The 18,576-nt window shown below is 63.1% G+C and carries 14 protein-coding genes; 12 read left to right on the forward strand and 2 right to left on the reverse strand.

The window, feature by feature from the left end:
- Window positions 1-38: 38 nt before the first annotated feature.
- The 7 genes from R2N11_RS11940 (at window position 39) to R2N11_RS11970 (ending at window position 10,310) form a co-directional block, all read left to right on the forward strand.
- Complete coding sequence (locus tag R2N11_RS11940) at window positions 39-1,703, forward strand: acyl CoA:acetate/3-ketoacid CoA transferase (protein ID WP_316681203.1); 1,665 nt, start codon at window positions 39-41, stop codon at window positions 1,701-1,703.
- Window positions 1,704-2,107: 404 nt separating this feature from the next.
- The gene (locus R2N11_RS11945) at window positions 2,108-2,698 is read left to right on the forward strand and encodes a TetR/AcrR family transcriptional regulator (protein WP_199032971.1); all 591 of its coding nucleotides are present in this window, start codon (window positions 2,108-2,110) and stop codon (window positions 2,696-2,698) included.
- Between the two features lie 50 nt (window positions 2,699-2,748).
- The gene (locus tag R2N11_RS11950; protein WP_199032969.1) at window positions 2,749-4,536 is read left to right on the forward strand and encodes an acyl-CoA dehydrogenase C-terminal domain-containing protein; all 1,788 of its coding nucleotides are present in this window, start codon (window positions 2,749-2,751) and stop codon (window positions 4,534-4,536) included.
- An 81-nt stretch (window positions 4,537-4,617) separates the two neighbouring features.
- On the forward strand, window positions 4,618-7,098 hold the full coding sequence (locus R2N11_RS11955) for a 3-hydroxyacyl-CoA dehydrogenase/enoyl-CoA hydratase family protein (RefSeq protein WP_316681204.1): 2,481 nt from the start codon (window positions 4,618-4,620) through the stop codon (window positions 7,096-7,098).
- Between the two features lie 32 nt (window positions 7,099-7,130).
- Window positions 7,131-8,330, forward strand: a complete 1,200-nt coding sequence (locus R2N11_RS11960) for an acetyl-CoA C-acyltransferase (RefSeq protein ID WP_316681205.1) — start codon at window positions 7,131-7,133, stop codon at window positions 8,328-8,330.
- 225 nt (window positions 8,331-8,555) lie between these two features.
- On the forward strand, window positions 8,556-9,518 hold the full coding sequence (locus tag R2N11_RS11965; protein ID WP_199029323.1) for a DegV family protein: 963 nt from the start codon (window positions 8,556-8,558) through the stop codon (window positions 9,516-9,518).
- Between the two features lie 27 nt (window positions 9,519-9,545).
- Complete coding sequence (locus R2N11_RS11970) at window positions 9,546-10,310, forward strand: enoyl-CoA hydratase (RefSeq protein WP_316681206.1); 765 nt, start codon at window positions 9,546-9,548, stop codon at window positions 10,308-10,310.
- A gap of 64 nt (window positions 10,311-10,374) precedes the next feature.
- Here R2N11_RS11970 and R2N11_RS11975 read toward each other — a convergent pair whose 3' ends face one another.
- The gene (locus R2N11_RS11975) at window positions 10,375-10,812 is read right to left on the reverse strand and encodes an acyl-CoA thioesterase (protein WP_316681207.1); all 438 of its coding nucleotides are present in this window, start codon (window positions 10,810-10,812) and stop codon (window positions 10,375-10,377) included.
- Between the two features lie 91 nt (window positions 10,813-10,903).
- Here R2N11_RS11975 and R2N11_RS11980 point away from each other — a divergent pair, with 91 nt between their 5' ends.
- Window positions 10,904-12,727, forward strand: coding sequence for an ABCB family ABC transporter ATP-binding protein/permease (locus R2N11_RS11980; protein WP_316681208.1), 1,824 nt, complete (start codon window positions 10,904-10,906; stop codon window positions 12,725-12,727).
- A 3-nt stretch (window positions 12,728-12,730) separates the two neighbouring features.
- Here the strand turns inward: R2N11_RS11980 and R2N11_RS11985 are convergent, their stop codons facing one another.
- Complete coding sequence (locus R2N11_RS11985; protein WP_316681209.1) at window positions 12,731-13,738, reverse strand: isopenicillin N synthase family dioxygenase; 1,008 nt, start codon at window positions 13,736-13,738, stop codon at window positions 12,731-12,733.
- A gap of 609 nt (window positions 13,739-14,347) precedes the next feature.
- On the opposite strand from R2N11_RS11985, the gene R2N11_RS11990 reads away from it, so the two are divergent.
- From R2N11_RS11990 to R2N11_RS12005, 4 genes are all read left to right on the forward strand, one after another.
- A complete protein-coding gene (locus R2N11_RS11990; protein WP_316681210.1) occupies window positions 14,348-15,331 on the forward strand; it encodes an ABC transporter substrate-binding protein in 984 nt (327 codons plus the stop codon).
- 129 nt (window positions 15,332-15,460) lie between these two features.
- A complete protein-coding gene (locus R2N11_RS11995; protein ID WP_199029335.1) occupies window positions 15,461-16,261 on the forward strand; it encodes an ABC transporter ATP-binding protein in 801 nt (266 codons plus the stop codon).
- 14 nt (window positions 16,262-16,275) lie between these two features.
- Window positions 16,276-17,070, forward strand: coding sequence for an ABC transporter permease (locus tag R2N11_RS12000; protein ID WP_199029311.1), 795 nt, complete (start codon window positions 16,276-16,278; stop codon window positions 17,068-17,070).
- Window positions 17,067-18,521: an amidohydrolase family protein gene (locus tag R2N11_RS12005; RefSeq protein WP_316681211.1), complete on the forward strand. Its 1,455-nt coding sequence runs from the start codon at window positions 17,067-17,069 to the stop codon at window positions 18,519-18,521. Before R2N11_RS12000 ends, R2N11_RS12005 begins: the two co-directional genes overlap by 4 nt.
- The last annotated feature ends 55 nt before the right edge of the window (window positions 18,522-18,576 follow it).

An 18,576-nucleotide genomic window follows, 5' to 3' on the forward strand; every position in this document is an offset into this window, starting at 1 on the left:
TAGACGCGCATCGAAAACAAAACAAGGACGGAGGAGACATGCAGGTCATCACAGCAGACGAAGCCGCTCGGTTGGTGCAGCCCGGATGGTCGGTGGCGTGCGCCGGGTTTGTCGGCGCGGGTCACGCGGAGGCCGTCACGCACGCGCTGGAGCGCCGCTTTCTGGCGACCGGCGAGCCGCGCGATCTCACGCTGGTCTACTCGGCAGGCCAGGGCGATCGCGCCACGCGCGGCGTCAACCACTTCGGCAATCCTGGTATGACGCGCTGCGTGGTGGGTGGGCACTGGCGCTCAGCAACGCGTTTGGCAGACCTGGCGCTGGCCGAACAGTGCGATGCGTTCAACCTGCCGCAGGGGGTGCTCACGCATCTGTATCGCGCCATCGCGGGTGGCAAGCCGGGCGTGCTTACCAAGATCGGCCTGCATACCTTCGTCGATCCACGTACCGAACTCGATGTGCGCTATCACGGTGCCGCCATCAATGCGCGTGCCAAGGCGGCGCGGGCGGCGGGCACCGCATCGTGGGTCGAGTTCGAACGCTTTCGCGGCGAAGACTACCTCTTCTATCCGAGCTTCCCGTTGCACTGTGTGTTCCTGCGCGGCACGGCCGCCGACCCGCGGGGCAACATCAGCACCCACGAAGAGGCCTTCCACCACGAACTGCTGGCCATGGCGCAGGCGGCGCGCGCATCGGGCGGCATCGTGATCGCCCAGGTGCGGCGGCTGGTGGATCGGCACGACAACCTGCAGGCGATTCACGTGCCGGGCATTCTGGTCGACTACGTGGTCGTCGCGGAGGATGAAGCCGAGCATCAGATGACCTTTGGCGAGGCGTTCAACCCGACCTACATCCGCCCGTGGCAAGGCGAGGCGGTTCAGTTGAAGGAAGACGCGCTGGAGGCGAGTGAGGCCTTAGAAGCCAACCTGCAAGGTGCGCTCGATGCCCGCACGCTGGTACAGCGCCGCGCCGTGCTTGAACTGATGGCGCAGCAACCGCGTGTGGTGAACCTGGGCGTCGGCATGCCGGCTGCCGTGGGCGCGCTGGCCGAACAGGAAGGCGCACGCGGTTTCACGCTCACGGTGGAGGCCGGCCCGATTGGAGGTACGCCCGCAGACGGGTTGAGCTTCGGTGCATCCGCGTATCCGGAAGCGGTGGTTGACCAGCCCGCACAATTCGATTTCTACGAGGGCGGCGGTATTGACCTTGCCATCCTCGGCCTGGCGGAACTGGACGGTGCCGGCAACGTCAACGTGAGCCTGTTCGGCGAGGGTGGTGACACAATCGTGGCGGGCGTGGGCGGTTTCATCAACATCACGCAGAGCGCACGCTCGGTCGTGTTCATGGGCACGCTCACGGCGGGTGGCCTTCAGGTCGAAGCCGACGGCGGCAAACTGCGCATCGTGCGCGAAGGGCGCCTCAAGAAGATCGTGCCGGCTGTCTCGCACCTCACATTCAACGGCGACTATGCAGCGCGCTCCGGCATTCCTGTGCGCTATGTGACGGAGCGCGCCGTCTTCGAGATGCGCGACGACGGTCAGGGTGGTCGACGTCTCACGCTCACCGAAATCGCCCCCGGCATCGACCTGCAGCGCGATGTGCTCGACCAATGTGCCGCAGAGGTTGCCGTGGCACCGGATCTGCGCGAAATGGATGCCCGCATTTTCCGCCGCGGCCCTATGTGCGCAAGCACCTCGCTGGCCTGATTGCGCTCCGTTTTATTTACTGACGGGTAGCACTAGAAAATCGACCGGACATGCTGCGCTGCACGGGTTTTATGGGTGCAGCGCACACCTTGCAAAGTCTTTGCCAGAAAGGGTTTGCGGGATTCGCGCTGCGCCGCGGAAGACGCCATTGCGACGCCTTCATTTAGATGCGGCTTTCTAATAAAACACTTGCTGCCATACAGGGCCCTGTAAATAATTGAACGACCGTTCGATTTTGGGCTAGAGTGTTTCCGCAGGCTGGTTTACAGTCCTGCCCGACACGCGAAAGGCGCCTTGCGAAGCGCTGAATTTTAAGTGTGTCACGCCCCAGAAAAGAACGGAGAGAAATCATCATGCGTCACCCGACCGCTCGTCTCGAATCAAATCACGCAGCAGCCACGCCGATGCGCAAGGGCGAGCTGACGCGTGCGGCGATTCTCGATGCCGCGCTGGAACTGGCCTCACGCGACGGACTGGAAGGGTTGACGATCGGTGTGCTCGCGGAGCGCATGCAGATGAGCAAGAGCGGGGTGTTCGCGCACTTCGGCTCGCGCGAGGATCTGCAGGTGGAAGTGGTTCGCGAGTATCACAAACGGTTCGAGCAGGAAGTCTTCTACCCGAGCTTGACGGAACCGCGCGGCCTGCCGCGCCTGTGGAGCATGGTGCGCCGCTGGATGGAAAAGCGCATTCAAGAAGTGACCACAGGCTGCATCTACATCAGCGGCGCGGTGGAGTACGACGATCGCGCCGAAAGTCCGGTGCGCGACGAACTCGTCAAGAGCGTGACGATCTGGCGGGCGGCGCTGACCCGCGCGATCGAGCAGGCAAAGGAAGAAGGCCATCTGCGTGCTGAGGCGGACCCGCGGTTGATGCTGTTCGAGATGTACAGCCTGGAGTTGGGCTTGCATCACGATGCACGTTTCCTGCGGCTTCCGGACAGCGCCGAGCTGGCCATGGTGGCACTTAACAAACTGATTCAGTCTTACCGAACCTGACGCGGCATCGCACACCTAGCGGTCGCGCAGTAACACCTAAGGAGCCCAAGATGGGTCAATACACCGCACCGCTGCGCGACATGCACTTCGTTCTTCACGAGCTTCTGGGCGTGGAGGATCACCTGAAGGAGATGCCGCAGCACGCGGAGATCGATGCCGACACCATCAACCAAGTGATCGAGGAAGCCGGCAAGTTCTGCTCCGAAGTCATCTTCCCGCTCAACCAGTCGGGCGATCGTGAAGGCTGCACGTACCACGGCGATGGCGTGGTGACCGCACCCAAGGGTTTCAAGGAAGCGTATCAGCAGTACGTCGAGGCAGGCTGGCCGGCACTGGGTTGCGATCCGGAATACGGCGGCCAGGGCCTGCCCATCCTGATCAACAACGCGCTGTACGAGATGCTGAACTCGGCCAACCAGGCTTGGACGATGTATCCCGGCCTGTCGCACGGCGCGTACGAAGCCCTGCACGCACACGGCACCGATGAACTGAAGCAGCGCTATCTGCCGAAGCTCGTTTCGGGCGTGTGGACCGGCACGATGTGTCTGACCGAACCGCATTGCGGCACCGACCTCGGCATCCTGCGCACCAAGGCCGAGCCGCTGGCCGACGGCTCCTACGCCATCACCGGCACCAAGATCTTCATCTCGGCAGGCGAGCATGACTTGGCCGAAAACATCATCCACCTGGTGCTGGCACGTCTGCCGGACGCACCGGGCGGCACGAAGGGCATCTCGCTGTTTGTGGTGCCGAAGTTCATCCCCGATGCCAACGGCAACCCCGGCGAGCGCAACACCGTGAAGTGTGGCTCCATCGAACACAAGATGGGCATCCACGGCAACGCCACCTGCGTGATCAACCTGGACGGTGCCCGCGGCTGGATGGTTGGCGAGCCGAACAAGGGCCTGAACGCCATGTTCGTGATGATGAACGCGGCCCGCCTGGGTGTCGGCATGCAGAGCCTGGGCCTGACCGAGGTTGCGTACCAGAACTCGGCGGCCTATGCCAAGGAACGCCTGCAGATGCGCAGCCTGTCGGGCCCGAAGGCACCGGAAAAGCCGGCCGACCCGATCATCGTGCACCCGGACGTGCGCCGCATGCTGCTGACCCAGCGCGCCTTTGCTGAAGGCGGCCGCGCGTTCAGCTACTGGATCGCCCTGCAGATCGACCGCGAGCTGTCGCACAAGGATGAGTCCGTGCGTAAGGATGCGGCTGACCTGGTCGCGCTGCTGACCCCGATCGCCAAGGCTTTCCTGAGCGACAACGCGTTCATCTCCACCAACGAAGGCATGCAAGTCTTCGGCGGCCACGGCTATATTGCCGAGTGGGGCATGGAGCAGTACGTGCGCGACGCCCGCATCAACATGATCTACGAAGGCACGAACACCGTGCAGTCGCTGGACCTGCTTGGCCGCAAGATCCTGGGCGACATGGGCGCCAAGATGAAGAAGTTCGGCAAGCTCGTGCAGGACTTTGTGGAAGCCGAAGGCACCAACGAAGCCATGCAGGAGTTCATCAACCCGCTGGCAGACATTGGTGACAAGGTCCAGAAGCTGACCATGGAAATCGGTATGAAGGCCATGGCTAACCCGGACGAAGTGGGCGCTGCGGCTGTGCCGTACCTGCGTGTGGTTGGTCACCTGGTGTTCTCGTACTTCTGGGCCCGCATGGCCAAGATCGCCCTGGAAAAGCAAGACAGCGGCGATACGTTCTACAAGGTCAAGCTGGCGACCGCACGCTTCTACTTTGCCAAGCTGCTGCCTGAAACGGCTTCGCAGATCCGCATGGCACGTGCTGGCGGCGCGACGCTGATGGCACTCGAAGCGGATCTGTTCTAAGCAAACAGCCGCACACCCCTCGGGGCGACGCATACAGATGTCGCCCCGCTCGTCTCTTTCCTCTTCTCAGTTGAGGATGTCATGACCCGCACCGAACTCCCCACCAGCGCGCAGCCGCAGGCCGGCCAGCGCTCCAACTTCCTCGTCCGGCGCGTGGCCGTGTTGGGCGCCGGCGTGATGGGCGCGCAGATTGCCGCGCACCTGATCAACGCCAAGGTTCCCGTCACGCTGTTCGATCTTCCGGCCAAGGAAGGCCCGAAGAGCGGCATCGCGCTCAAGGCCATTGAAAACCTGAAGAAGCTGTCGCCGGCGCCGCTGGGCATCAAGGATGATGCCAACCTGATCCAGGCTGCCAACTACGAAGACGACATCGAGAAGCTGCGCGATTGCGACCTCGTGATCGAAGCGATTGCCGAGCGCATGGACTGGAAGCACGACCTGTACAAGAAGGTCGCACCGCATATCGCCCCGCACGCGATCTTTGCGTCGAACACGTCGGGCCTGTCGATCACCGAGCTGTCGGATGGCTTTGATGCGGAGCTGAAGTCGCGCTTCTGCGGCGTGCACTTCTTCAACCCGCCGCGCTACATGCACCTGGTCGAGCTGATCCCGACCGCGCACACGCGTGGCGACATTCTCGACAAGCTGGAAACGTTCCTCACCTCCGCGCTCGGCAAGGGTGTGGTGCGTGCGAAGGACACGCCCAACTTCATCGCCAACCGCGTCGGCATCTTCTCGATCCTGGCGGTGTTTGCGGAGTCGGCCAAGTACGGCATTCCGTTTGACGTGGTGGATGATCTGACGGGCTCGAAGCTGGGCCGCGCCAAGTCGGCGACGTTCCGCACGGCGGACGTGGTGGGCCTGGACACCATGGCGCACGTCATCAAGACGATGCAGGACAACCTGAAGGACGATCCGTTCGCCCCGGTCTACGCCACGCCGCCTGTGCTGGCCAAGCTGGTGGAAGCGGGTGCCCTGGGCCAGAAGACCGGTGCCGGCTTCTACAAGAAGGAAGGCAAGGACATCAAGGTGCTGGACCCGCAAAGCGGCCAGTACGGCCCGAGCGGCAAGAAGGCTGACGACATCGTCGTGCGCATCCTGAAGAAGGAGCCCGCCGAGCGTCTGAAGCTGCTGCGTGAATCGACCAACTCGCAGGCGCAGTTCCTGTGGGCTGTGTTCCGCGACGTATTCCACTACATCGCTGTGTACCTGGAGCAGATTGCGGATTCGGCCGCGGAAGTCGATCTGGCCATTCGCTGGGGCTTCGGCTGGAACAGCGGCCCGTTCGAAGATTGGCAAGAGGCTGGCTGGAAGCAGGTGGCCGAGTGGGTGAAGGAAGACATTGATGCGGGCAAGGCGCTGTCGAACGCAGCACTGCCGCAGTGGGTGTTCTCGGGCCCGGTGGCGGACAACGGCGGCGTGCATTCGGCGCAGGGTTCGTGGTCGGCCAAGCAAGGCACCTTCCTCTCGCGCAGCACACTGCCGGTGTACGGCCGCCAGGTGTTCCGCGCACCGATCAAGGGTGCGACGACGGTCAACCCGCTCACGTACGGCAAGACCATCGAAGAGACCGACGCCGTGCGCATCTGGGTGGACGATGCTGCCGGTCAGGACGACGTGCTGATCATCTCGTTCAAGAGCAAGATGAACACGATCGGCCCGAGCGTCATCGACGGCCTGACGCGTGCGGTTGATCTGGCCGAAGCCGGCTACAAGGGTCTGGTGGTGTGGCAGCCGACGTCGCTCAAGCTGGGCGCGCCGGGTGGTCCGTTCTCTGCCGGTGCGAACCTGGAAGAAGCCATGCCGGCCTTCATGATGGGCGGCGCCAAGGGCATCGAGCCGTTCGTGAAGAAGTTCCAGGACGGCATGATGCGCGTGAAGTACGCCGGTGTGCCGGTCGTGTCCGCAGCGTCGGGCATCGCGCTGGGCGGCGGCTGCGAACTGCTGCTGCATTCGGCCAAGCGTGTGGTTGCGCTGGAAACGTACATCGGTCTGGTGGAAGTGGGCGTGGGCCTGGTGCCGGCAGGCGGTGGCCTGAAGGAAGCTGCACTGGCGGCTGCCAAGGCTGCACAGGCTGCGGGCAGCACCAACATCCTGCAGTTCCTGACCAACCGCTTCCAGGCTGCGGCTATGGCCAAGGTGTCGAGCTCGGCGCTGGATGCGCAGAAGATCGGCTACCTGCAACCGACCGACACCATCGTCTTCAACGTGCACGAGCTGCTGCACGTGGCGCGCAACGAAGTGCGTGCGCTGTCCGACTCGGGCTACCGTGCGCCGCTGCGTCCGGTGGGCATTCCGGTGGCGGGCCGTTCGGGCATTGCGACCATCAAGGCATCGCTGGTGAACATGCGTGACGGCGGCTTCATCTCGCAGCACGACTTCACGATCGCCTCGCGCATCGCTGAAGCGGTGTGCGGCGGTGATGTGGAAGCCGGCGCGCTGGTGGATGAAGAATGGCTGCTGGCGCTGGAGCGCAAGGCCTTCGTCGATCTGCTCGGCACTTCCAAGACGCAGGAACGCATCATGGGCATGCTGCAGACCGGCAAGCCGGTGCGTAACTAATCGCCGCGACGACAGAGAACAGGAGTTTCATCATGACCAAGCAACTGCAAGACGCCTACATCGTCGCCGCGACCCGTTCACCGATCGGCAAGGCGCCCAAGGGCACGCTCAAGAACCTGCGCCCGGACGATCTGCTGGCGACCATCCTCAAGAGCGCTGTCGCCCAGGTGCCGAACCTGGACCCGGCGGTGATCGAAGACGCCATCGTCGGCTGTGCGATTCCCGAAGCGCAGCAGGGCCTGAACGTGGCGCGTATCGGCGCGCTGCTGGCGGGCCTGCCGAACACGGTGGGCGGCGTGACCGTCAACCGCTTCTGCGCCTCGGGCCTGACCGCCGTGGCCATGGCGGCTGACCGCATCCGCGTGGGTGAATCCGATGTGATGATCGCCGCCGGTGTCGAATCGATGAGCATGGTGCCGATGATGGGCAACTCGCCGTCGATGTCGCCGGAGATCTTTACGCGTGACGAGAACGTCGGCATTGCCTACGGCATGGGCCTGACGGCGGAGAAGGTCGCCCAGCAATGGAAGATCTCGCGCGAGGCGCAAGACGCCTTCTCGCTGCTGTCGCACCAGAAGGCGCTGGCGGCGCAGCAGGCCGGTGAGTTCAAGGACGAGATCACCCCGATCGAGATCATCGAGAAGTTCCCGAACCTGGGCACGGGCGCTGTGGACATCAAGACGCGCACCATGTCGCTGGACGAAGGCCCGCGTGCCGATACTTCGGTTGAGGGCCTGGGCAAGCTGCGTGCCGTGTTCGCGAACAAGGGCAGCGTGACGGCGGGCAACAGCTCGCAGACGTCGGATGGCTCGGGCGCGCTGATCCTGGTGTCGGAGAAGATCCTCAAGCAATTCAACCTGACGCCGCTGGCGCGCTTCGTGTCGTTTGCGGTGCGCGGTGTGCCGCCGGAGATCATGGGGATCGGCCCGAAGGAAGCCATTCCTGCCGCACTGAAGGCTGGCGGCCTGACGCAAGATCAGATCGACTGGATCGAGTTGAACGAAGCGTTTGCCGCGCAGTCGTTGGCTGTGATTCAGGACCTGGGCCTGGACACCAGCAAGATCAACCCGCTGGGCGGCGCGATTGCGCTGGGTCACCCGCTGGGCGCGACCGGTGCCATCCGCGCCGCGACCGTTGTGCACGGCCTGCGCCGTCGCAACCTGAAGTACGGCATGGTGACGATGTGCGTCGGCACCGGCATGGGTGCTGCGGGCATTTTCGAACGCATGTGACCCCACGTGAGGGGGAAGGCTCAGGCCGCTCTTTAGGGCCTTCCCCTGCTTGATATCGCCCGTCTCACCACGCATAGTTGCGCAGGCGCGCACAGCAATACAGAACAAGCGCGCCGAAGAATGCGGCCCACGCCAGTGGGCACGCGACAGAAGCGGAGCCACGATTCCGCGACAGAGGAGACACACCACCGGGTCACCGGCGGTGCACCAAGAGGAGGGCGCGCGATGGGCAACATCAGCGACACAATCGTGTTGACCGACGCGGCATGCGACATGCCGCGCTCGATGATCGATCAACTGGGTCTGGGCGTGGTGCCGTTCCGCATCCGTGCGGGCGATATCTTCGTGGAAGACCGACGCGACGAGGTGGCGCTGCCGCAGCTCTACCGCAAGTACCTCGTTGATAAGCAAGACCACTATGCCGAGTCGATCCCGCTGCTTGAGCGCGAGATTGAAGACTACCTGCTCAAGCACGTGGTCACCCAACACGATCGCGCTTTGCTGCTGACGATTGCCAGCTCACGCAGCCATTTCTACAGCCACGCCACTGGCGCGGTGGTAGGCACCACGGCCAAGAGCTTCAAGCCGCGCAAGGATGCCGGCCGCTCGGGTCTGTTCGAGCTGACGGTGGTGGACACCGGCGCCATTGGCCCTGGCCAGGCGCTGATGGTGCACGAGGCCGCACGCATGCTGCGCGAAGGCGCCGAAGTGCGCGATGTGGTGCATGTGATCGAGAACCGCCTGCGCGATGCCTCGCACGTCTATCTCGTGCCGGACGAGCTGCTGTACATGTACACACGTGCCAAGCAAAAGGGCGAGAAGAGCATCACCTGGGGGCGCTACATGATGGGCACGGCGTTCAATGTGCGCCCGCTCATCCATATGCATCGCGGCGAGACCGAAGCCATTGCCAAGGTGCGCGGCTCTGATGAAGGGATTCGCCGCCTGCTCGCGCACACCGAAACCATGATCGCCGAGGAGCGTCTGGCCACGCCCGTGGTGGCGATCACGTATTCCGGTTCGCTCGACAACGTGCGCCGCATGGAGCCGGTGCAAGCGTTGATGCGAACCGCACAGGATCACGGCGTGGAAGTGCTGCTCGCGCCGATGAGCCTGACCGTGGCGTTGAACGTTGGGGCCAACGCGTTCTCCGTCGGTTATTTATCGGATTCCCCTGTGCCAATCTAGCGGCACGGGTTTTACCTTGGAGTTTTCATGTCGATTCGTACCGAAACCGCAGACGGCGTCCTGACGCTCACTTTCGACCGTCTGGACCGCAAGAACGCCATCACCGCTGCGATGTACCAGACGCTGGCGGATGCACTGGTGGCCGCCGAGACCGATCCCGCCATCCGCGTGATCGTGCTGGCGGGCCACGAAAGCGTCTTCACGGCTGGCAACGATCTTGAAGACTTCATGAAGCATCCGCCCAAGGATGAAAGCGCCCCGGTGCACCAGTTCCTGAAGGCAATCAGCACGGCGACCAAGCCGTTGATTGCTTCGGTGAGCGGTGCGGCGGTTGGTGTGGGCACGACGATGCTGCTGCATTGTGACCTCGTCTATGCCTCGGAGACGGCCAAGCTGTCGATGCCGTTCGCGCAACTGGGGCTGTGCCCGGAGGCAGCGTCGAGCCTACTGCTGCCGCAACTGGCCGGCTATCACCGCGCGGCCGACAAGCTGCTGTTTGGTGAGCCATTCGATGCACAGGAAGCGCGCGAACTGGGCTTGGTGAATCGCGTGTTGCCGGCGGGTGAACTCGATGCCTTCGTGCGTACGCAGGCGCGCAAGCTTACGTTGCTGCCACCGGCTTCGCTGCGCGCCACCAAGCGGCTGATGAAAGAAGGTGCCATGCCGCAGATTGCCGCACGCATGTCGGTGGAAGGCAAGCAGTTTGGCGAGATGCTGCGTGCGCCGGAAGCGCGCGAGGCCTTCACGGCATTTTTCGAGAAGCGCCGTCCGGACTTCTCCAAGTTCAACTGAGCACGCTGCTTCAACGCAAAAGAAAACCCGGCCTAGGCCGGGTTCTTTTATTCAAGGCTGCGATTTACTGCTGCGGCAGCACGCGCGGTTTGCGGGTCTCGTCGGTGGCGACGTAGGTGAGGGTGGCTTCCGTGACCTTGACGGTGGCGTGGCGGCCGTTGGTGCCCATGCGCTGCGTATAGACCTCGACATCCACGGTGATGGAAGTGCGGCCAGTCTTGACCACCTCGGCATAGAAGCTCACCAAGTCGCCTACGTACACGGGCTGCTTGAAGACGAACGAGTTGACCGCAATCGTCGCCACGCGCCCGTTGGCACGCACCACCGCCGGAATCGACCCGGCAATGTCGACCTGCGACATGATCCAGCCGCCGAACACGTCGCCGTGCACGTTGGCGTCGGACGGCATCGGCATGACACGCACAGCGGGTTGCTTGCCGGCGGGCAGCTTGACGGTCTCAGTGGAGGCTTGGGTATCGGACATGATGATGCAGGGCAGCATTGAAGCGGAGAGAAGTACCCACCAGCGGGTGCGGGGCGCACGCAGGTGATCGGTGGGAGAATACACAATCCGCCATTTTATTGCACCGCACATGCGCCGCTTCCCCGCCTCTTCCGAACCGCCTCCGCCCGGGGGTAACCGCGGTGACTGGCGCACCATCAAGAGCCTGCTGCCGTACCTGTTGGCCTACAAGTGGCGTGTCGGGTTTGCGCTGACGTTTCTGATCGCGGCCAAGGTCGCCAACCTTGGCGTGCCGATGGTCATGAAGCGGCTGATCGATGCGATGAACGTATCGCCTTCGGACCCGCGCGCGCTGCTGGTCGTGCCGGTAGGCATCATCATCGGGTATGGGCTGCTGCGGCTGTCGACGTCGCTGTTCTCTGAGCTGCGTGAAATTCTCTTTGCGAAGGTGACGGAGAGCTCGGTGCGCACGCTCGCGCTCCAGGTGTTCCGGCATCTGCATGCGCTGTCGCTGCGCTTTCACCTGGAGCGCCAGACCGGCGGCATGAGCCGCGACATCGAGCGTGGTACGCGCGGTATCCAGTCGCTGATCTCGTATTCGCTCTACAGCATCTTGCCGACGCTGGTGGAAGTGGGCCTTGTCATCACGTACTTCTTTGTGAAGTACGACGTGTGGTTCGCGCTCATCACGTTCTGCGCGCTGGTCAGCTACATCGTCTTTACGGTGACGGTAACGAACTGGCGCACGCACTTCCGCCGCAAGATGAACGAGCTGGACTCGCGCGCCAATCAGAAGGCGATCGATTCGCTGCTGAACTTCGAGACGGTCAAGTACTTCGGCAACGAAGAGTACGAAGCGCGCCGCTACGACGAAAACTTGCAGAAGTACCGCGCTGCCGCCATTCGCTCGCAGAGCTCGCTGTCGCTGCTGAACTTTGGTCAGCAGGTCATCGTGGCCACTGCGCTGATCCTGATCCTGTATCGCGCCACGCAGGGTGTAGCGGCTGGGCATATGACGCTGGGCGACCTCGTGCTGGTCAATACGCTGATGCTGCAGATCTACATTCCGCTCAATTTCCTGGGTGTGATCTACCGTGAGCTGAAGCAGGCGGTGACCGACATGGACCGCATGTTTCACCTGCTGCAAACCAATCGCGAGGTGGCCGACAAGCCGGATGCCCAACCGCTGGCCGTCCACGCTGGTGAGGTGCGTTTCGCGCATGTGGACTTCAGCTACGAGGCCAAGCGCCAGATCCTGTTTGATGTCGACTTCACCATTCCTGCAGGCACCACCACGGCGGTCGTCGGACAAAGTGGCTCGGGCAAGTCGACACTCGCGCGCTTGCTGTTCCGCTTCTACGACGTCAAATCCGGCGCCATTGAAATCGACGGCCAGGACTTGCGCGACGTTACGCAAGCGAGCGTGCGTGCAGCCATCGGCATCGTTCCGCAAGACACGGTGCTCTTCAACGACAGCATCTACTACAACATCGCCTACGGCCGCCCCGAGGCGACACGCGAAGAGGTGATCGAAGCCGCCCGCGCCGCGCAGATCCACCACTTTGTCGAATCGCTGCCTGATGGCTACGACACACAGGTCGGTGAACGTGGGCTGAAACTCTCCGGCGGCGAGAAGCAGCGCGTGGCGATCGCGCGGACGCTGCTCAAGCGTCCGCCGATTCTGGTGTTCGACGAGGCCACTTCGGCGCTCGACTCGCGCACCGAGCACGCCATCCAGGAAGAGCTGATGCGCCTGGCGCAGAATCACACCACGCTGGTCATCGCGCACCGCCTGTCCACCATCGTGGGCGCGCACCAGATCCTGGTGATGGAGCACGGCCGCATCATCGAGCGTGGCACGCATGAACAACTGCTGCGCGCCGAAGGGCGTTACGCGCAGATGTGGCGCATGCAGGCGCGCGAGCCCGAGCGCGAACAGGAAGCGGCCATCTGACGGCTACATGGCCTGCGCTACCGCGTGGAAGTTGGCGGCGACACGCTGGCGCAGGTAGTCCTCCGCGCTGATCGGCACGTACTTGCCGGACGGGCTTTCGATCATTACGTCACGGTTGGCCTGACAGAAGAAAGCCAGGCTGTAGCGCGAACCCTGGTACTCGTGCGGCAATGGGTTGCGCACCCGATGGAAGTTCGACGGCAGTCGGTCGTCGCTCCACCGCATCAGCATGTCGCCGATATTGCAGGTGATGACATCGTCCGCCGGTTCGATGCTGGTCCATGCCTCGCCTTGCATTTCCTTGCCCGGACACAATTGCAGGCCACCCTGGCCGGTACGCTGGAACAGCAGCGTCAGGCAATCGAAATCTGTGTGTGCGCCGGCGCGCCAGAGGCCGCTCGGCATGGACGGATCGGTCGGAAAGTAGTGCAGCAGCCGCAATGTGCTCTGATAGGTCGGGCTCGATGGGTCGTGTGCGCGCGTAAAGAAATCCGCGTCAAATCCGAGCTTGTCGGCAAAGCACGACAGCACGCGCATGCCCAGTTGCCAACACTGCGCCTCGAACGCCAGCATGGCCGCGCGGAAACCAGGCAACTCGTCTTCGCTCAGCCATAGCGGGGTCATGTGCGGTAGCGTGATCTGGTAAGACTCTTTCTGATCCTGGGTGCCAGTGGATGGGCGCACCTGTGCGCGGCTTTCCCAACCACTATTCAGCGCACGCTGCAGCGGGTACTGCGCCTTGACGCCATCTGGCAGCGCGAAGAAGCGTTGTGCCATCTCGAATGCACCATGTACCTGCGCCAGGTCGATCCCATGATTGACGAGCTGGAAGAAGCCGACATCGGTGGCGGCGACCCACAACGCGTTGGTGATCTGTGCGCGGCGCGCATCGAAATCGGAAAGGTCGATGCGGTGGATTTCACGCGAATCGGTTTCCGAACCCAATCCGCCCATGCGGGCTTCTTTGTCGAGCTCGGTGAGCGTGTAGGAGGAGGTGGCGAGCGTGGTCATGTGGACTCCATGCGAAAGAAGGTCGATGAATGTCGGACCAGGAGCCACAAGACCAAGCGCAGAAGCGGTGGCAGTGTCTTGAAGTTCCAAATGGTACACAGGCCAACCCTTGCGGCTCGGCCTGTTCCGACTTCAAGAGCAATTCCCGGCCAGCCGGCACGCTGCGCACGGCTGCTGAACGCTTCTACTCTTGCAGGGAATTACGCAAGGTTCAGGCCAACGCCCAAGGGCGCAAGCTGCAGGCCGTGGCTTGCTTTCGTATGCACCATAGAGGGATCGTGCGCACCTTCGATGCGCACGCCATGCACAGCGCTGGCGTGTCGATACCGTGCGCATGCGTATCTGCATGACGCTGTGGCGGATGGTATGGAAGTTGCAAAACACGAAGCGAGAGTAGAAGCGTTCACTGCTGTGAGAGGTGCCCTCCGGCACTTCGCACGATCAACGCAGCAGCCGGAAATTGCTCTTGAAAGCCGCGCCTGCGCGTCCGGTTGTCCGGCGCATGGCCGTGCCTTCATGACGCAATGCCCGGCCTCCATCGAACCGCATGGGCTCTCATGATGGCGTAGCTGCAGGCGTGTTGAACGACAGCTCAAACCGCGCCCCGCCATGAAACCTCGCCTCCTTCGCCGCCTTTTCGGGCTGGCTGCCATCGCCACCTTCTTCTGCTCTGCCAGTGCGTTTGCACTGGATAAGGTCGTCTTTCTCACCTCCTGGTATGCCCAGGCCGAACATGGCGGCTTCTATCAGGCCGTTGCCACCGGCCTCTACAAAAAGTACGGGCTTGACGTGCAGATACGCATGGGCGGGCCGCAGGTCAACGGTATGCAGATCCTGACCAGCGGGCAGGCAGATTTCCTCATGGGTTATGACCTGCAGGTGCTCAAGAGCGTTGAGCAGGGCGTGCCCGTCACCACGGTGGGCGCTTCCATGCAAGCCGACCCGCAGGGCATGATGACCCACGAGGACGTCAAGAGCCTGGCCGATCTCAGGGGGCGAAGCGTCCTTGTCTCCACCTCCGGACGTACGACGTGGTGGCCGTGGCTAAAGGGCAAGTACAAGCTGGACGAAGCGCAGTCGCGCGTCTACACGTTCAATCTGCAACCCTTTCTTGCCGATCCGAAATCCGCGCAGCAAGCCTATGCGTCGTCTGAGTTGTTCAGCGCCGACAAGGCCGGGGTGAAGACGCATTTCTTCCTGTTTGCCGATGACGGCTACCCGCCGTACGGCACCACCATCGTGGCGATGGACAAAACCGTCAAGGACAAGCCCGACCTGGTCGCCCGCTTCGTGCGCGCGTCGATGGAGGGCTGGAAGAGTTACCTGGCCGACCCTGCGCCGGCCAATGCGCTCATCAAGCACGACAATCCCAACATGCACGATGACCAGCTCGCCTATGGGCTGGAGAAGCTCAAGCAATTCCGCATGATTACGGGTGGCGATGCGGCCACGCTGGGCATTGGTGTCATGACCGACGCACGCTGGAAGCAAACGCGCGACTTCATGGTGAGTGCGGGCTTGCTGAAAGCCGACGTGGATTGGAAGCGGGCTTACACCACGCAATTCGTCAAAGACCTGAAGGTGATGCCTTGAACGCCATCACTGCCACGAACAAAGCGCAACCACGATTTGGCCAAGGGGGTCCCCATGTCGCTCGTCTCTCGTAGCAACCGGACGGGTGCGCCCGTACCGCTTGGCGGCGGCCAACCACCGCTTGATGGCATGCGCAGTAGCGATGCGCCGGCGCTGTTTGCCAACCAGGTCGAGAAGACCTATCCAAACGGTACCGTGGCTCTTGAGCGCGTGAAGCTTGCCATCCAGCCGGGCGAGTTCGTTTCGTTGCTCGGGCCATCCGGCTGCGGCAAGAGCACGCTGCTCAAGCTGTTTGCCGGGTTGGAGCAACCATCGGCCGGTCACGTGCGTTGGTGGGGCGGGCCCACACTTGCCGCTGGTGTCGGCACACCGGGCCGCACGCTGGCGATGGTGTTCCAGGAGGCCACGCTGATGCCGTGGGCCAAGGTGGTCGAGAACGCCCGTCTGCCTCTCGACCTCGCCCGCATGCCGCGCCCGGAAGCCGATGAGCGTGTGCGGCGCGCGCTGTCGCTGGTTGGGCTCGGTCAATTCGGGCAGGTGTATCCGCGCGAGCTGTCAGGCGGCATGCAGATGCGTGTATCGATTGCGCGAGCCCTGGCTACGCATCCGGACCTGCTGCTGATGGACGAGCCATTTGGCGCGCTTGATGAATTCACTCGCAACAAGCTCGATGCCGATTTGCGCGCGTTGTGGGCCGAGCGGGGGCTCACGGTGGTGTTCGTTACGCACAGCATCTACGAGGCGGTTTATCTATCGAGCCGCGTGATCGTGATGGCGGCGCGCCCCGGCCGCGTGATCGCCGATGTGCCGATCGAAGGGCCGACCGTGCGCGATGAAGCGTTTCGCGTGTCACCGATGTTCATGCAGTACTGCGCGCAGTTGTCGGCATTGCTTACGCAGGCCAACACAGGCGCACCTGTCATCGATTGACCCAGGAGTTCATCATGCATCCTCCACTATTGTCCCGACCCGCCGTACAGCGGGTGGCCGCGCCGCTTGCGGTGGGTATTGTGCTGCTGCTTGCCTGGCAGGCCGTTTGCGTGGCATTTGATGTGCCGCCCTATCTCGTGCCTTCTCCGGTAGCAATCGGCAAGACACTGATCGAAGACTGGTCGCTGCTGGCCGGTTCGTTATGGGTGACGCTGCAGATCACGCTGCTGGCATTCGCGTTGGCGGTGGCATGTGGCACGGCGGCGGCGTTCCTGTTCGTGCAGAGCCGGTTGATCGAAGCCAGCTTGTTTCCGTATGCGATTCTGCTGCAGGTCACGCCAGTCGTGGCCATCGCGCCGCTGATCATCATCTGGGTCAAGGAGCCGACGCTTGCACTTGTCATCTGTGCAACGCTGGTCGCGGTGTTCCCGATCATCTCGAACACGGTGCTCGGTTTGCGCAGCGTCAACCCCGGGCTGGCCAACCTGTTTCGCATCAATCGGGCGAGCCGATGGGATACGCTCGTGCGACTGCGCATTCCGAGTGCATTGCCATACTTCTTTGGCGGTTTGCGCATTTCGTGCGGGCTGTCGCTGATCGGCGCCGTGGTCGCGGAGTTTGTGGCGGGTACCGGTGGTACAGGTGCGGGGCTGGCCTACCAGATCCTGCAAGCGGGGTTTTCATTGAACATCCCGCGCCTGTTTGCCGCGCTCTTTCTGATTACGCTGACCGGCATTGCGCTGTTCGCGATCATGGTTGCGCTGTCGCGAATGGTGCTGTCGCACTGGCATGAAAGCGAGGTCGCATGACACCCGCCATTGAACCCTCGCTCCTGATCCGCAACGCGGCGGCCATCCTCACGGGGCAGGACATGCGCGCCGGTCACGCCGAGCGCATTGCCGGACCGGACATTCGCATCGCCGGCGGCATGATCGAAGCCATTGGCCGTCTGCCGCCACGGCCCGGTGAGCGTGTCATGGATGCGACCGATTGCGTGGTGTATCCCGCGTGGATCAACACGCATCATCACCTGTTCCAGTCGTTGCTGAAAGGCGAGCCACAGGGACTGAATCTGACGCTCACGCCCTGGCTGGGTGCCACGCCGTACCGCTTTCGCGCCGCCTTCGACGAGGAGACCTTTCGTCTGGCTGCCCGCATCGGCTTGATCGAGCTGGTGCGTAGCGGCTGCGCAACGGTGGCCGACCATAACTATCTCTACTACCCAGGCATGCCGTTCGACAGCTCAGCCATCCTGTTTGAAGAGGCTGAAGCACTGGGTTTGCGTTTCGTCCTGTGCCGCGGTGGCGCAACGCGCACGCGTGGTCTGGAGAGTGCCTTGCCACAAGCGCTGCGCCCGGAGCCGCTCGACACGTACTTGGCTGACTGCGAGCGGTTGGTCGCGCGCTACCACCAGGTTGGCCCCAATGCCATGCGCCGCGTTGTGATGGCGCCGACGACACCGCTGTATTCGATGTCACCCGAGGAGTTGCGCACATGCGCCCGCACCGCGCGTCGGCTTGGTATTCGACTGCACAGTCATCTGTCGGAAACGGTGGAGTACCAGAACGTGGCCCTCGCGCTGCACGACACCACGCCGGTGGCATTCTGTGGTGAGCATGAGTGGCTCGGCCCGGATGTCTGGTTCGCCCATCTGGTCAAACTGGGGCCCTTGGAAATCCGTGCGCTGGGCGAGACCGGCACCGGGATCGCGCACTGCCCGCAAAGCAACGGCCGGCTTGGCAGCGGCATTGCCAATATTCCAGCGCTGGAGGCAGCGGGTGTGCCTGTGTCGATCGGTGTGGATGGGGCCGCTTCCAACGAGGCGGCCGACATGATTTCCGAAGCCCATGCCGCTTGGTTGATGCAGCGCGCGCGTCGCGGCGAGCAGGCGCGCGCCCAAGCGGAGGGCGGCAGTGCGGAAGGCGGTGCGGATGCCGCTCGTATCGAAGACGTCGTGCGCTGGGGAACAGCCGGTGGCGCCAACGTGCTCGGGCTGGAAGGCGTTGGCACCGTCGCGCAGGGCCAAAGCGCCGACCTCGCAATCTATCGGCTCGACGATCCTCGCTACTTCGGTCTGCATGACCCGGCCATCGCACCGGTGGCCAGTGGCGGACGGCCGAGCCTGCGCGCTTTGCTGGTGGGCGGGCGTGTTGTTGTGGAGGAGGATGCGATCCCCGGTGTTGATCTTGCATTGCTGGGGGTACAGGCCCGCGCGGCGGTCGAACAGCTTGTACAGCGCGCCGAAAGGATGCGTGCCTGAGGCTGCCGGTGTCGGCAGCGCTTAAAATGTCCTTCCAGCAGGCGCCCGAACGGGG

This window comes from Ralstonia flaminis, from assembly GCF_958415495.1.
Lineage (GTDB): Bacteria > Pseudomonadota > Gammaproteobacteria > Burkholderiales > Burkholderiaceae > Ralstonia > Ralstonia flaminis.